The organism is Falcatimonas sp. MSJ-15 (genome assembly GCF_018918265.1).
Lineage (GTDB): Bacteria > Bacillota > Clostridia > Lachnospirales > Lachnospiraceae > Falcatimonas.
The window spans coordinates 187,590-200,704 of record NZ_JAHLQC010000002.1 but is presented as its reverse complement, the minus strand read 5'-3'; the positions used below and the strand labels follow the sequence as shown (position 1 = coordinate 200,704).

Genomic DNA, 13,115 nt, shown 5'->3' with positions numbered 1-13,115 from the left:
CACGAAAGGAGTAGCAGATACATGAATGATGAGACAGATGTAACACAGACAGATGTTAATGAACAGAATGAGCAGAACACAGCTGATGATAAGCATTTAACATTTGATGATATGCTTGCAGGTAATAAAGATTATCAAGCAGAGTTTGACAGAAAAGTTGCAAAAGCATTAAGCACAGCAAAAGCAAAATGGGAAAGCATGACAGATGAGAAACTTAGTGAAGCTGAAAAACTTAGCAAGATGACCAAAGACGAGAAAGCGCAGTACCAACTTAGCAAAAAAGAAAAAGAGCTGCAAGCAAAAGAACAGGAACTTAACAGAAAAGAGCTGATGTCAACAGCAAAGGCACAGCTTAGTGAAGCAGGTGTATCAACAGAACTTGCAGAACTACTTAATTATACAGATGCAGAAGCATGTAAGAAATCAATAGAGACACTTACGCAGGCATTCAACAAAGCAGTTGAAAAAGCAGTAGAAAGCAAATTAAAAGGCGGTTCTACAATGCGAAAAGCAGAAGATAATGATACGTTAAGTGAAGCAGAGAAAATATTGAACATTATGCGTAACGCATAGGAAAGGAGTAATTAATGGCAATTAATACATTAGCAACAGCAACACTTTTTCAGAAGACACTTGATGAAGTTGCTGTACAGGAAATGACAACAGGCTGGATGGATGCAAATGCAGGACAGGTAATCTATACAGGTGGTGCAGAAGTTAAGATTCCTAAGATGTCTTTACAGGGACTTGGCAACTATGACAGAGATAGTGGATATCTACAGGGTGGAGTAACATTAGAATACGAGACAAGAAGAATGACACAGGATAGAGGTCGTAAGTTCCAGCTTGATTCAATGGATGTTGATGAGACTAACTTTATTGCAACAAGTGCATCCGTAATGTCACAGTTTCAGAAAGAATATGTTATTCCTGAAATTGATGCATATCGTATCTCAAAACTTGCAACAGAAGTAATTACAGCGAATAAAGCAGGTATGATTGAATATGGTTATACACCTGGAGTAACAGGAACATCAGCACTTAGAAAATTCAAAGAAGGTGTAGCGGCAATCAGAGGCATGGGCTTTAATACAGAACTTGTAGCACATGTAAGACCATCTTTCTTACTTGAACTTGAATTAGAGTTAGCAGGTAAGATTCAGAGTGTGACATTCTCAAAAGGTGGTATTGATACAACTGTACCAGCTATTGATGGAATACCACTTATCGCAACACCTGATAACAGAATGTATACAGCAATTACATTATATGATGGTAAATCATCATCACAGACAGCTGGCGGTTATGTAAAAGGTACAACAGGTAAAGATATTAACTTTATCATTGCTGCAAGAAGAAGTCCTATTGCACTTACAAAACAGGACAAGTTAAAAATCTTCTCACCAGACCAGAACCAGGATGCTGATGCATGGAAGATGAATTACAGAAGATATCACGATATGTGGATACTTGATAATAAGATTGGTTCTGTATTCGTTAATATCAAGGATGCAAAAGGTTGATTGGAGGTATAGAAGAATATGCCTTATTTACTTAAAAAGGACAATGTAGAGCGAATTGTTGACAGTGAGGACGATAAAGCGACATTGGAACAGGAAGGATATGTTGAAGTGGTTGTAAAGACTACTTCAACAACCAAGAAGTCTAAGAATGACTGATATAGAGAAGTTACAGAGACTTACGGGCGAGGATGATACTGACGTCCTTGCCCTTTTACTTGAACAGGCAGAGAACAGAATACTTGCATATACTAACAGAAGTTATCTCACTGCTATGCTTGAACAAGTTAAGATTGATTGGGCGGTTATTGCTTATAACAGGCTTGGAACAGAGGGAGAGACATCAAGAAGTGAGGGAGGAATATCTTCTTCATTTGATGAGATACCAGACAGCATAAGAAAAGCAATGAATAATAACCGACTTGCAAAGGTGGCTGGATATGCGTTTGAGAAATAATCAGTTAAAAAGTTATGGTTTTTATAAGAGAACAGTAACCAAAGACAACGAAGGTAACAGAGTTGTAGATTATGAATATCATTCAGACATTAGAGCAGATATACATCCTGTAAGTGGACAGATTGAAGCCACAATGTATGGTGAGAAACTTAAATATATGCTTGAGATGATATATTCGGGCAGTGTGGATATATCAGAAGGTGATGCAGTAGCGATATCTGATGTGGCAGATTATAAGGTAGTTTCTATTAAGGAATATCGTAATTTTAGAATAATGGAGCTTGAGAGACTATGAGTGAAGAGATACAGAACATGGATAGGCTTATGGCAAAACTTAATAATCTTGAAAAACAGTCAAATGTGGCACTTAAACAAGGTGTGTGGAAAGCAGCAGAGCGAGTAAGAGCCGAAGCAGTTCTTCTATGTCCTGTTAATCATGGTGAATTAAGACAGTCCATCAAATCAAGTGTAAGAACACTTGACGGACGAATAATAGGAACAATATACACCAATAAGGAATATGCCAAATATGTTGAATTTGGTACAGGTCCTGTAGGACTTGCTAACCATGACGGAATATCACCGGAAGTTAATCCGTCTTATGTGACATCAGGGTGGTACATTCCGGCATCAGAATTTACGCAGGCAGACATTGAAAAGTATCATTTCAAAGTTATACAGATAGGCGAAAAGGAATTTGTATATACGGAAGGTCAACCTGCACAGCCTTTTATGTATCCGGCACTTAAAAACAATGAAAAATTGGCAGAAAATATAATTATTAACAATATTAGAAAGGGGATTGAAAGGCTATGATAAATGTAAAAGACCAGGTATATGCAGTAATAAAAGATTTAACTGAAAATGTAGGCGATTCTTATCCGAGAGATTGGGGAACACTTCCGGCAATACAATATTGTGAGGAAGAAAACAAAGTCTATGAATATACAGACAATAAAGAACAGAGCGCATATGTAAGATTCAGATTTGATATATGGAACAATACAACAACAAGTGATATGGCAGTACAGCTTGATAACTGCGTGTCACAGTTAGGACTTAAGAGAACACAGTGTACAGACGTTGAAGACCCAAGCGGACTAAAGCATAAACAGATGAGATACGAGGGGATAATAGATGTTAGCACGTTCTTTGTAAATCACGCATAGAGAAAGGAGTAATAGATATATGTTAGCAAACGGAATTACATTAGGTTATAAGACAACAGAAACTTCATATACCATTGCAACAGGTCTAAAAGAAGTACCGGAGATGGGTAATGAACCTGAAAAAGTGGAGAATACAACACTTGCAGACTCTGTAAAACATTATGAATTCGGTATTGGTGACCCGGGCGATATGGAATATAAGTTCAAATATGAGAATTCATCAGCCACATCACCATATAGAGTATTTAGAGAGTTTGAGAAAGATAAAACAGTAGTATCATTCGAGGAAACTTATCCGGATGGTACAAAATTTCACTTTGATGCAATGGTATCAGTAAAATTATCATCTGGTGCTGTTAATGGTGCTGTTGAATTTACACTTAAGACGGCTTTACAGAGTGATATTGAAGTAGTAGATCCATCATAGAATACGGAGGAAGTAGAACATGGGAGAAGTGACACAGAAGAAAGCTTTCTGTGAGTGGACTGTAGACGGTCAGACTTACAGATTAAAATTAAAGACCAGTGATGTAGTAGCACTTGAACAGAGACTTAAAAAGAGTTGTCTTGATTTATTAGATGTACAGTCAGGTATGGGTGTACCATCACTTACAACAATGCTTACGATTGTATATTATGCTATGAAGAGTTGGCAGCATGGTATTAAAGAGACTGATGTAATGACTCTCTTTGATAAATACATAGAAGATGGCGGAAGTCAGATTGATTTTTATGTCAACATTGTGCTTGAAATCTATGTGGTAAGTGGTTTTTTATCAGCAAAGATGGCACAGACTATGTCGGAAGCCTTACAGAAAATGAGAGCACAGATTTAGGTTATACGAATGTGACATCTTATATAAGCGATTTATATGTGAACTTCCTTGATGCAGGATATACTCCCAACTTGTTTTGGGAGTTATCCATTGGTGAAGTCACAGATATGATAGATAGTTATCTGAAAAGGCAGCAGTTAGAAGAGGAGCGGACGAAAGCGCAACTTAAGCAGACCGCTGTCTTTAATCATATACAGGCACAGCAGATATATAACTATCTGTCAACATTGTTCTCAAATGACGTGGAGATAAGACCTGTTGAAGCATATTTCCCAGAACTTTTTAAAGAAGAAGCAGAGAAAAAGAGCGAAGAAGAAAAGCAGTTACAGGTAGAACTGCACAAAGCACAGTTTGAAGAATTTGCTTACTGGCATAATCAGAGAAGAAAGGAGTTGAACAAGTAGAATGGAAGATTTGGAGACACTTAGAGTAGTAATAGATGCGACAACACAGCCACTTAGGCAGGCTCTTTCACAAGTGAGAAGTGAACTTAATAACATGAGTGGTTCAGTAAGGCAGACAACAAGAAGAATGAGCGATTCATTCAGACAGTTAGCATCAAGCATTAATCTGATAAAACTTACTGTAATAGGTTTTATAACAGGTGCGATAACTAAATTCGCAAGTAGCTGTATTGAACTTGGTTCGGATTTATCAGAAGTGCAGAATGTTGTTGATGTAACATTCGCAAATATGTCAGGACGTATTAACAGTTTTGCTGAAAATGCAATAACGCAGTTTGGTTTGTCTGAAACAGTTGCTAAAAAGTATGCTGGTACTCTTGGAGCAATGGCGAAATCATTCGGTTTTACAGGAGATGCACTGTATGAGATGAGTACAACGCTTACAGGTCTTACAGGCGATGTTGCTTCATTCTATAATATCTCAACAGATGAAGCATTTACAAAACTTAAATCAGTCTTCACAGGCGAGACAGAGAGCTTAAAAGAATTGGGTGTCGTAATGACGCAGACAGCTCTTGATAATTACGCTCTTGCTAATGGATACAATAAGACAACATCAGAGATGACAGAACAGGAGAAAGTAGCATTACGTTATAAATTTGTACTTGGACAATTATCTGATGCATCAGGAGACTTCTCACATACAGCAGATTCATGGGCGAACCAGACAAGAGTACTTGCGTTACAGTTTGACCAGTTCAAGGCAAATATAGGACAGGGATTAATTAATATTTTTGCACCTGTTTTAAAAGTAATCAACATAGTAATGTCAAAGTTAAGAACACTTGCAAGTTATTTTAAAATATTCACTGAAGTATTTTTTGGTAATAATGCTGGTGGTGGAGACAGTAATACAATAAGTTCAGAGACAGCAAAAGCAGCACAGTCAAGCGGAACGCTTGCACAGAATATGTCAGATGCTAATAAGAGCGCAAAAGAGACACAGAAATCATTACAGGGATTTGATGAAGTTCACACTCTTGACAATGACAGTGGTTCATCATCGGGCGCAGGAGCGAATACATCCGGTATCGGAGATATTGGAAGTGATTTAAGTTTTGGAGAACCAGACACAAGTGGAATAGAAACTGCTACTAATAAGGTGAGGGCTAAACTTGAAGCATTGAAGAAGTTTTGGACTGACAAAATGAAAGCGTTATGGAATTCAACCAAAGGACTTAGGGATAAAATTAAAGTATGTGCAGAAGTTGTAAAAAAAGTGTTTATTACGACTTGTAATACTATTAAAAATAGTGGTCTTAAAAATCTAAAAAATGCATTTAAAGACTTAGGGGCATCACTTAAGAGGCTTTATAATAGATTAAAACCAGCGCTTGATGTAATAGCAACCGTACTACTTTATATAGCAACTTCAATAATAAATTTTCTTATTACAGAAGTAGGAACGCTTGTTGATATAGTAATTAATATTGTAGCACAAGTGATTGAATTAATAGCTAAAGTAGTTGATGCAATTGTATGGCTTATAGACCAAGTAGTATGGCTGTTTAATAATTGGCAGACTGTATGGAACGGAATAAAAAACCTTGTAGCAACTGTATGCATTGCAATAGCAGCTTATTATATAACATTATGGAATGCAATAGTAAACACATTTAAGAATATCGGAACATGGTTCAGCGGTAAGTTTACTTCTGCATGGAACGCAGTACAGAAAGCATGGAACGGAGCAGGACAGTTTTTTACAGGAGTATGGAATAACATAAAAGGTGCATTTTCTAATGTAGTGAATTGGTTCGAAAGTGTTTTCTCGAAAGCATGGCAGGCAGTACTTAATGTATTTAATGCAGGCGGCCAGATATTTGTTGGAATAAAAAATGGTATTGTTGGAGTGTTTCAAACTGTTGTCAATGGTCTTATAGATGGTATCAATAAGGTGATAAAGATACCTTTTGAGAAGATTAATGATGCTTTAAATGACATAAGAGACATATCAATACTTGGAGCGAAACCATTTAATGGATTGTGGGGCAAAAATCCTATATCAATACCACAGATACCGAAGCTTGCACAGGGTGGTATCGTAAGCAAAGCGACTCTCGCAATGGTAGGTGAAGCCGGAACAGAGGCAGTAATGCCACTTAAGAATAATACACAGTGGATAGGCAACCTTGCAGGACAGATAAGCGAGAAGATGAACATCAACAGCCAAGGTGGAGCAATGAATGTACAGTTTATGCTTAACAGTAAGAAGTTTGCACAGGCAACGATTAAGGATTTTGAAGCAGAAGCCAATAGAAAAGGTGGCTTAAAAGTAAAATTAGTATAGGGAGTGGGGATATATGTATTTAAGAATAAACGGAGTGGAATTGCCCACTCCGTCAGAGATGACAATAAGCGACTATGATATATCATCAGAGGCGAAACGTAATGCAAGAGGTTATTTTGTAATGGATATAATTCGGCATAACGTGCATAAAATTGAAGCAACATGGAAGAAATTGACATTCGAACAATATAAGGCAATAAGAGATGCAGTAGCACAGAAAGTATATCTACAAGTGACATTCATTGTACCGGATAGCAATTCGGAACAGACACTTACAATGTATCTGGGAGACAGAGAAGTAAAACCTTATTCTTATGTACCAAGTATGAGATATTACACAGATGTACCATTGCACCTGATAGAGCATTAGGAGGCATACACAGATGAAAGAGACAACACAGAGTTATAAGAATGCTGCAAGGTCAGTGATATCACCAAGAGACATAAGAGGAAAGATAGAGATACATATAACAGAAGATGCAGGAGAATATACATATACTTCTGATAGTTTTATTGATGGTTCAAAGAATAGTTATTTTAAGCAGCTATTTGATGGAATAACAGAAGTTCCTATGTGGTTAAGTCCTGAAAAGGGAAGATTAAAACTTGATGGAAGTATGGCAGTACCGGCTTATTATGGTGACAATTATAAATATGGTGTTATAAGTAAGAGCCTGTCAGATTCTGATGGAAGTATTAACTTCAATATAGTTGTCAAATTTACATCAGAGCATACAAGTAATGGAATTACTCTTATTTTTGCAGAACCTGTACAGGAAGTAACAGTTATGCTTGATAATAGAATACATACAATGTCTGATATCAATTCGACAGAATGTTATGTTGAAGATGAAGATGCATTTTCAACACTTACAATTAAGATTACGAAGATTGAACAATATAGAAGAGTAAGGCTTAATAATATTTTTATTGGTCAGATATTGCAATATGATGATGATAAGATATATTCAATGAATTTTATTGATGAAATAGACCTTAAGAATGAATCACTTCCATCATGTGAACTTGATATTGAGATTTCAGACAGTGATAAAGAGTTCAATCTTCTTAATCCAACAGGAAAATATAAATATCTTAAACAGAAACAGCTTGTAATACCTTATATAGGCATTAAGACAGGTGAAGAAGTGGAATATGTACAGATGGGTAAATATTACTTAAAAGAGTCTACAAGTGGCAATAAGATAGCAACATTCACAGCATATAACATTATTGAATGGTGGGATAGTGAACCATACAGGGAAAGTGTAATAGGCACATCAACACTTTATGATATGCTTGATAATTTTTTAAGTGGATATGAGCATGAGATTGATTCAGAATTATCTAAGATAACAGTTAATAGTTATATTCCTGTATGCACGAGAAGAGAAGCTTTTAGACTTATGTTACAGGCTGGTAACTGCATATATCGCATAGAACCATCAGGAAAGATAATTGTTAATAAACACAAAGAGCTTGTAAACAGACACAGATATATTAATTATGCTGGCGAGAGTGTAGCAGGTACTTTTTATACAGAGATAGAGAGTAAGACACTTAACGGTTCTATAACAGCAGATAATATTCTTGAAGAGTATCCAACAATAACACAGACAACACCTTATGCATCATGTGTAGTTAATATATACAGTTATACAGTAAGTTCCAAGAGTGAAACATTGTATTCCGGTAAAGCTAGAATTGAGAATGCAACATATGAGAATGGCAAGTATAAAGTATGGATTCCATATGACAGCGCACCAGCGACACAGATAAGTATTAATGTATCTGAATATAAGGCTTATGCAGATGGATGTTATGTGTATATAACTGCTGATACAGATGTTGTAATTACAGGTAAAAAGGTTGAAGTTGGCAGCACAGAATACCTTGTAAGAAAGTATAATTATGATAATGAATGTAGTGTTGATAATGTACTTGTACGAAGTGAAACTGTTGCTAATGATGTTGCTGCATATATGCTTAATGATTATGGTATAACAGCAGAACTTGATTACAGAGGTTTTCCATATCTTGATACAGGAGATGAGATACTTGTAGAGACAGATTTTTGTGAACAGAACTTCTATCTTACAAAGCATACACTTAACTATGATGGAACATTAAGCGGAAGTATGGAAGGAGTTGGAAAAGCTAATGAATAAGGTGTTTACCAAGAATGATATATATGAAGCAGATGACTTTAACCGTATAAATGATGTTGCATATAGGGCATATATACAGTTTAAGGAATCAGGAATATATACAGCACTTGATTATGTAGATAAGACTACAATAGAAGAGACTACACTTGTTAGTACAAGTACTTTTAATATTATAGAAATAGATTTAAAACATACAGACATAACAGGAAACTTTAGTAAGAAGTATTGGAATGAAAGAATGATATTTGATTACACTGACGCTAACAGATGGGAACGTCAGGCAGATATACTAGAGACACTTATTAACAATATCAAAACAACAATGCCACTTTGTGGATGTGGCGGATGCGGAGGAACAGATGAGTTATACTAAGACAGAATGGAAAGACAGAGTAGTAGAAAATGCACGTACATATACAGTACAGAATAATACAGGTGGAACAATTACACTAATACCAGCTCCTGGTACTGTGACAGAAGAAGGAACACCTGTTAATGCAGCCAATATGAATAAGATAGAGTCGGAATTAGCATCACTTGATAGCGGACAGATAAAGATATATGCAACTACAACAGAGCTTGCAATTACAAATGATGCGTGTCTTGCATATGAAGATGTTACAGCTCCAGTATATGGAACTATTCTAGCGGCAATACCAGTAATTATAAACAGGGATTGGACATCCGTTGCTAAGAGTCCTATTTCAGTAGGCTTACAGGATAAAGAAACGCAGTATAAAAAGAGAATTATTCTAAATTCAACAGCAAAATTTACAGATATCACAGTAAAAGTCAAAGTGTATTGGTTCTACATCTAGCAGTTATGTAGGTGATTGGAATGTTAAAGCTATATTCGCATCAGATAAAAGCATTAGACAAGACTGCAGGTTTAAAAGATAATGAATACTGGGATATAGAATGTGAATATATTAATGCTGATGATGAGCAGACAAAATATATTAAAGTAACTTATGTAATAAAGACATTTGAATAAAAGCAAAAGAGGACCATTTTATCAAAGTCGGTAAAATGGTCCTTAATGAACAGGAGATGAGACTTATGAAGTATATAAAAGCAGGAGATTCAACACTTGAAATAGATAATATTCTTTATACTGTTTCAGGAATAAAGATTATTATTAGCAGCAGTGATATTACAAAGGTACAGGACTTTTTTAAGAATAATAATTTATCAGTGATAGAAGTATATGAAAACCAGATATTAAGTACTACATATAATGATTATAGTGAGTTTGAAAGCCTTGCTTATGAACAGACAACATCACGCAATATTATTACTGTTTTTTTACAAAAAATAGATAAGTTGGCAGTACAAATAGGTATTGCATCTGATAATATAAAAGTGTTGAGTGAGCAAGTTAAGGATACAGAAACGGATGTGTCTGAAATTGAAAGCACTCTGGAAGAATTGTTACTGTTAATAGCTGGAGATAAATCGACAGAAAGTGAGTGATTATAATGAGTTTATTTATGGCAAAGAGAATAATGAAAGCCTGTGATGAAAAAGGTGTTGAAGCAGGACAGGAGAAGTATAAGGCTTTTTTCATAAAGACTAAGTTTTATGCTGATTATCGTCAGGATTGTGATGCAATTCTATATGCAGATGGTTATAGCGACTGCATAGTAATAGAATAGGAGGTTGCACAATGAATGAGGATGAATACTTAAAGACAATACTTGAAAATCAGAAAGACCATGATGAGCGTATTCGTTCCCTTGAAAAAAATGAAGCTGTTATGTATAAAACTGTAAAAGATTTATGCACAGATATGCACGAACTTGTAAGGAAAGTTGATAAGCTCATTGAGAAGATTGGTGTTAATGAAAATGAAGATGCTGACAAGTGGAAAAAATTCACATGGAAAGTATTTGAATTAATTTTAGCAGTGATAATAAGTTATTTAGCATTGACAGTAGGACTTAAATAGTCCTGCTGCCAATGGGAAAAGAGGTAAATATGGATATAACATTTTTAACAGATTACATGAGTCCAATAATTGTAGGTATATGCTTATGTGTAGGTTACATACTTAAGAACTTTGTACCAGATGATAAAGTTAATAAGTTTATTCCACTTATCATGGGAGTACTTGGTGTAGTTCTTAATGTATGGGCACAAAGAGGAATATCACCGGAGATAATTCTAATGGGTATGTTCTCTGGTCTTGCAAGTACAGGTCTACATCAGACATTAAAGAATCTGATTGCAAAAGAAGAGTAGTGAGGTGGTTTACATGGTAATTAATGTACACGCAGGTCATAATGTTAATGGTGGAGCAGTAGGATATGTGAGTGAGTCAGTAGAAGACAGACACATTAAAGATGCTGTAATTAAATATTTAAGAGAAGATGGTCATACAGTTTATGATTGCACTGTTGATAATGCAGGCAGTCAGAACGCAAATCTAAATCAGATTGTTGCTAAGTGTAACAGTCATACAGCAGATTTGGATATATCAATACATCTTAACGCTGGTGCAGCAGATAGAGATGAACATACAACAGGTACAGAAGTATATATCTACAATCCATTTGATGTAACTAATGCGATTGCTAACAGAATATGCAAGAAAATCGAAGCACTTGGATATTGTAACAGAGGTGTTAAAGTCAATAGGTCGCTGTATGTTTTAAGAAAAACAAAAGCACCAGCTTTATTGATTGAATGTTTTTTCGTAGATGATAAGAATGATGTTGATGTATATAAAAGAACAGGTGCTGACACATTCGGCAAGACGATTGCAGAGGCTATTGTTAATAAGACGATAACTTCACAGACTACAAATAAAAAACCGTTAGAAGTGGCAAATACAAAGTCAAATTGTGATAATACATTTATGGTAAAAGTAATTGTTGATGCACTTAACATCAGACGAGGTCCTGGCATTAATAATAGTATTACAGGATGCATTACCGATAAGGGGGCATACACTATTGTAGATGTCAATGGCTCATGGGGAAGACTTAAATCAGGCGCAGGATGGATTAATGTATCATCAGCATATTGTAAGAGAATATAAGTAATAAAAAAGAGAGTCGGTGAAATTATTCCGACTCTTTTTTATTTGACATATAACGCACAAGGATTATACTGTCGTTATAATTATTAAGGAATGGGGGGCATGAAGTAGTAGATGGCGAAGATATCAATTGGGATTAAAAAAATAGCATCAGATTAAGTTCTGATGCTATTATTATCATTTCCAACATCAATGTGCAAGTTCTTCTGTACCAATATCTGTAAGTAACCCTTTAACTTCTCCATATGGCATAGTATAGCGTTGTGCAAGATATCTCATAGAAGCAGCAAGTTCGCCATCAGGACCACCATACTGACTTATTATAAGTCCCGCAAGATCAGGGTTAGGATTTTTGATCTTAACTGGAAATTCCAGTATTTTTTCATATTCCCACATTAGAAATTAACCTCCCATGGCCATGGATTATTAACCCAGCAAAAATGATTATCATTATTAACATCTCTTGAAGTTATAGGTCCATACATAGATGTATATTTTTTAGTGAGTTGGTTATACAGTTCACATTTCTCATGATAACAAGCAAGGCATTTGCTATCATCTGGATGAGTGTCTAAGAATAATACAAGTTCTTTTATACAAAAAGAAGTTAGAAGAATATCATTAAGCAACATATTCTGTTCGCAACATGTAGCCATTATCTACACCCGCCTTTCCCAGTAAAAGGCTTGATAAGTTCAGGAAATATAGAACCATTTTTAAAACTGTCAAAACTATCATTGATTCCTTTGAAGCATTGAGGAAGAACATAAGCCATGGCAAGAACCATATGCAAGTCAGTGTCATAGCGTTTATCAACACATTCGCAATTATTGGCAGGTGTGGAAGGTCCTACCGTACATGAAAGATTACTGTTACTAGCATTTCTATTGTATCCACCAGATGATCTGGCATTATAAGGGAAAGCCATAATAACACCTTCTTATTATTGTTTATATAAAATATGCGTAGAAATTAAAATATGTGATAAAATAATACATCTTTCAATTTTGTATGCACAGAGAATGTTAAAGCATCAGAGACGGTTACAACAGATAACGATAGTGGTTTTTTACGATTTTATCTGTAAAGAACAGGAGCAGCTGCAGAACAGTTTGAACTTACAGGAGAATCTGATAGTGCACAGCAGGAACAACCGGATGAGCCATCTCAG

At 35.5% G+C, this 13,115-nt stretch carries 23 protein-coding genes and 1 pseudogene; 21 read left to right on the top strand and 3 right to left on the bottom strand.

What is annotated here, in order from left to right:
* The first annotated feature begins 21 nt into the window (after positions 1-21).
* The 21 genes from KQI85_RS01935 (at position 22) to KQI85_RS01835 (ending at position 11,944) form a co-directional block, all read left to right on the top strand.
* Positions 22-573 carry a DUF4355 domain-containing protein gene (locus KQI85_RS01935; RefSeq protein WP_216574416.1) on the top strand — a complete coding sequence of 184 codons (552 nt, stop codon included), beginning with the start codon at positions 22-24 and terminating at the stop codon, positions 571-573.
* 14 nt (positions 574-587) lie between these two features.
* A complete protein-coding gene (locus KQI85_RS01930) occupies positions 588-1,523 on the top strand; it encodes a hypothetical protein (RefSeq protein ID WP_216574415.1) in 936 nt (311 codons plus the stop codon).
* An 18-nt stretch (positions 1,524-1,541) separates the two neighbouring features.
* On the top strand, positions 1,542-1,679 hold the full coding sequence (locus KQI85_RS01925; RefSeq protein ID WP_216574414.1) for a hypothetical protein: 138 nt from the start codon (positions 1,542-1,544) through the stop codon (positions 1,677-1,679).
* Entirely contained in the window at positions 1,672-1,977 is a 306-nt protein-coding gene (locus KQI85_RS01920; RefSeq protein ID WP_216574413.1) for a phage head-tail connector protein, read from the top strand. Before KQI85_RS01925 ends, KQI85_RS01920 begins: the two co-directional genes overlap by 8 nt.
* Entirely contained in the window at positions 1,961-2,272 is a 312-nt protein-coding gene (locus tag KQI85_RS01915) for a hypothetical protein (protein ID WP_216574412.1), read from the top strand. Before KQI85_RS01920 ends, KQI85_RS01915 begins: the two co-directional genes overlap by 17 nt.
* Positions 2,269-2,793, top strand: a complete 525-nt coding sequence (locus KQI85_RS01910; protein WP_216574411.1) for an HK97-gp10 family putative phage morphogenesis protein — start codon at positions 2,269-2,271, stop codon at positions 2,791-2,793. Before KQI85_RS01915 ends, KQI85_RS01910 begins: the two co-directional genes overlap by 4 nt.
* Positions 2,790-3,146, top strand: coding sequence for a hypothetical protein (locus tag KQI85_RS01905; RefSeq protein WP_216574410.1), 357 nt, complete (start codon positions 2,790-2,792; stop codon positions 3,144-3,146). Before KQI85_RS01910 ends, KQI85_RS01905 begins: the two co-directional genes overlap by 4 nt.
* Positions 3,147-3,165: 19 nt before the next feature.
* Positions 3,166-3,573, top strand: a complete 408-nt coding sequence (locus KQI85_RS01900) for a phage tail protein (protein WP_216574409.1) — start codon at positions 3,166-3,168, stop codon at positions 3,571-3,573.
* Positions 3,574-3,592: 19 nt separating this feature from the next.
* A complete protein-coding gene (locus tag KQI85_RS01895) occupies positions 3,593-3,982 on the top strand; it encodes a DUF6096 family protein (protein WP_216574408.1) in 390 nt (129 codons plus the stop codon).
* Between the two features lie 11 nt (positions 3,983-3,993).
* Positions 3,994-4,386: a hypothetical protein gene (locus KQI85_RS01890; protein ID WP_216574407.1), complete on the top strand. Its 393-nt coding sequence runs from the start codon at positions 3,994-3,996 to the stop codon at positions 4,384-4,386.
* A gap of 1 nt (position 4,387) precedes the next feature.
* The gene (locus tag KQI85_RS01885) at positions 4,388-6,736 is read left to right on the top strand and encodes a hypothetical protein (protein ID WP_216574406.1); all 2,349 of its coding nucleotides are present in this window, start codon (positions 4,388-4,390) and stop codon (positions 6,734-6,736) included.
* A 13-nt stretch (positions 6,737-6,749) separates the two neighbouring features.
* Entirely contained in the window at positions 6,750-7,106 is a 357-nt protein-coding gene (locus tag KQI85_RS01880) for a DUF6711 family protein (RefSeq protein ID WP_216574405.1), read from the top strand.
* Between the two features lie 13 nt (positions 7,107-7,119).
* Complete coding sequence (locus KQI85_RS01875; protein WP_216574404.1) at positions 7,120-8,904, top strand: hypothetical protein; 1,785 nt, start codon at positions 7,120-7,122, stop codon at positions 8,902-8,904.
* Positions 8,897-9,277: a hypothetical protein gene (locus tag KQI85_RS01870; RefSeq protein WP_216574403.1), complete on the top strand. Its 381-nt coding sequence runs from the start codon at positions 8,897-8,899 to the stop codon at positions 9,275-9,277. The genes KQI85_RS01875 and KQI85_RS01870 overlap by 8 nt, the downstream gene beginning before the upstream one ends.
* Entirely contained in the window at positions 9,264-9,722 is a 459-nt protein-coding gene (locus tag KQI85_RS01865) for a hypothetical protein (protein ID WP_216574402.1), read from the top strand. Before KQI85_RS01870 ends, KQI85_RS01865 begins: the two co-directional genes overlap by 14 nt.
* A gap of 20 nt (positions 9,723-9,742) precedes the next feature.
* Positions 9,743-9,898, top strand: a complete 156-nt coding sequence (locus tag KQI85_RS01860; RefSeq protein WP_216574401.1) for a hypothetical protein — start codon at positions 9,743-9,745, stop codon at positions 9,896-9,898.
* Between the two features lie 65 nt (positions 9,899-9,963).
* Positions 9,964-10,377 (top strand): hypothetical protein, encoded by a 414-nt coding sequence (locus KQI85_RS01855; protein WP_216574400.1) that lies wholly within the window; start codon positions 9,964-9,966, stop codon positions 10,375-10,377.
* A 17-nt stretch (positions 10,378-10,394) separates the two neighbouring features.
* Positions 10,395-10,559, top strand: a complete 165-nt coding sequence (locus tag KQI85_RS01850; RefSeq protein ID WP_216574398.1) for a hypothetical protein — start codon at positions 10,395-10,397, stop codon at positions 10,557-10,559.
* 11 nt (positions 10,560-10,570) lie between these two features.
* Positions 10,571-10,852, top strand: a complete 282-nt coding sequence (locus KQI85_RS01845) for a hypothetical protein (RefSeq protein WP_216574397.1) — start codon at positions 10,571-10,573, stop codon at positions 10,850-10,852.
* A gap of 29 nt (positions 10,853-10,881) precedes the next feature.
* Positions 10,882-11,145 carry a phage holin family protein gene (locus KQI85_RS01840; RefSeq protein WP_216574396.1) on the top strand — a complete coding sequence of 88 codons (264 nt, stop codon included), beginning with the start codon at positions 10,882-10,884 and terminating at the stop codon, positions 11,143-11,145.
* A 13-nt stretch (positions 11,146-11,158) separates the two neighbouring features.
* Positions 11,159-11,944 (top strand): N-acetylmuramoyl-L-alanine amidase, encoded by a 786-nt coding sequence (locus KQI85_RS01835; protein WP_216574394.1) that lies wholly within the window; start codon positions 11,159-11,161, stop codon positions 11,942-11,944.
* A gap of 192 nt (positions 11,945-12,136) precedes the next feature.
* On the opposite strand, the pseudogene KQI85_RS01830 reads toward KQI85_RS01835, so the two are convergent.
* The 3 genes and pseudogenes from KQI85_RS01830 to KQI85_RS16435 all read right to left on the bottom strand — a co-directional run.
* Positions 12,137-12,340, bottom strand: a pseudogene (locus KQI85_RS01830) (manganese catalase family protein); the annotation flags it as partial.
* Positions 12,340-12,600, bottom strand: coding sequence for a spore coat protein CotJB (locus KQI85_RS01825; protein WP_216574391.1), 261 nt, complete (start codon positions 12,598-12,600; stop codon positions 12,340-12,342). The pseudogene KQI85_RS01830 and the gene KQI85_RS01825, both read right to left, overlap by 1 nt.
* Positions 12,600-12,872: a spore coat associated protein CotJA gene (locus KQI85_RS16435; RefSeq protein WP_253293710.1), complete on the bottom strand. Its 273-nt coding sequence runs from the start codon at positions 12,870-12,872 to the stop codon at positions 12,600-12,602. Before KQI85_RS16435 ends, KQI85_RS01825 begins: the two co-directional genes overlap by 1 nt.
* Positions 12,873-13,115: the final 243 nt, after the last annotated feature.

What these genes read in the sequence shown, in the direction of transcription:
- KQI85_RS01935 (WP_216574416.1), top strand. Translation starts at nt 22, where the DNA reads ATGAATGATGAGACAGATGTAACACAGACAGATGTTAATGAACAGAAT.
- KQI85_RS01930 (WP_216574415.1), top strand. Translation starts at nt 588, where the DNA reads ATGGCAATTAATACATTAGCAACAGCAACACTTTTTCAGAAGACACTT.
- KQI85_RS01925 (WP_216574414.1), top strand. Translation starts at nt 1,542, where the DNA reads ATGCCTTATTTACTTAAAAAGGACAATGTAGAGCGAATTGTTGACAGT.
- KQI85_RS01920 (WP_216574413.1), top strand. Translation starts at nt 1,672, where the DNA reads ATGACTGATATAGAGAAGTTACAGAGACTTACGGGCGAGGATGATACT.
- KQI85_RS01915 (WP_216574412.1), top strand. Translation starts at nt 1,961, where the DNA reads ATGCGTTTGAGAAATAATCAGTTAAAAAGTTATGGTTTTTATAAGAGA.
- KQI85_RS01910 (WP_216574411.1), top strand. Translation starts at nt 2,269, where the DNA reads ATGAGTGAAGAGATACAGAACATGGATAGGCTTATGGCAAAACTTAAT.
- KQI85_RS01905 (WP_216574410.1), top strand. Translation starts at nt 2,790, where the DNA reads ATGATAAATGTAAAAGACCAGGTATATGCAGTAATAAAAGATTTAACT.
- KQI85_RS01900 (WP_216574409.1), top strand. Translation starts at nt 3,166, where the DNA reads ATGTTAGCAAACGGAATTACATTAGGTTATAAGACAACAGAAACTTCA.
- KQI85_RS01895 (WP_216574408.1), top strand. Translation starts at nt 3,593, where the DNA reads ATGGGAGAAGTGACACAGAAGAAAGCTTTCTGTGAGTGGACTGTAGAC.
- KQI85_RS01885 (WP_216574406.1), top strand. Translation starts at nt 4,388, where the DNA reads ATGGAAGATTTGGAGACACTTAGAGTAGTAATAGATGCGACAACACAG.
- KQI85_RS01880 (WP_216574405.1), top strand. Translation starts at nt 6,750, where the DNA reads ATGTATTTAAGAATAAACGGAGTGGAATTGCCCACTCCGTCAGAGATG.
- KQI85_RS01875 (WP_216574404.1), top strand. Translation starts at nt 7,120, where the DNA reads ATGAAAGAGACAACACAGAGTTATAAGAATGCTGCAAGGTCAGTGATA.
- KQI85_RS01870 (WP_216574403.1), top strand. Translation starts at nt 8,897, where the DNA reads ATGAATAAGGTGTTTACCAAGAATGATATATATGAAGCAGATGACTTT.
- KQI85_RS01865 (WP_216574402.1), top strand. Translation starts at nt 9,264, where the DNA reads ATGAGTTATACTAAGACAGAATGGAAAGACAGAGTAGTAGAAAATGCA.
- KQI85_RS01860 (WP_216574401.1), top strand. Translation starts at nt 9,743, where the DNA reads ATGTTAAAGCTATATTCGCATCAGATAAAAGCATTAGACAAGACTGCA.
- KQI85_RS01855 (WP_216574400.1), top strand. Translation starts at nt 9,964, where the DNA reads ATGAAGTATATAAAAGCAGGAGATTCAACACTTGAAATAGATAATATT.
- KQI85_RS01850 (WP_216574398.1), top strand. Translation starts at nt 10,395, where the DNA reads ATGGCAAAGAGAATAATGAAAGCCTGTGATGAAAAAGGTGTTGAAGCA.
- KQI85_RS01845 (WP_216574397.1), top strand. Translation starts at nt 10,571, where the DNA reads ATGAATGAGGATGAATACTTAAAGACAATACTTGAAAATCAGAAAGAC.
- KQI85_RS01840 (WP_216574396.1), top strand. Translation starts at nt 10,882, where the DNA reads ATGGATATAACATTTTTAACAGATTACATGAGTCCAATAATTGTAGGT.
- KQI85_RS01835 (WP_216574394.1), top strand. Translation starts at nt 11,159, where the DNA reads ATGGTAATTAATGTACACGCAGGTCATAATGTTAATGGTGGAGCAGTA.
- KQI85_RS01825 (WP_216574391.1), bottom strand. Translation starts at nt 12,600, where the DNA reads ATGGCTACATGTTGCGAACAGAATATGTTGCTTAATGATATTCTTCTA.
- KQI85_RS16435 (WP_253293710.1), bottom strand. Translation starts at nt 12,872, where the DNA reads ATGGCTTTCCCTTATAATGCCAGATCATCTGGTGGATACAATAGAAAT.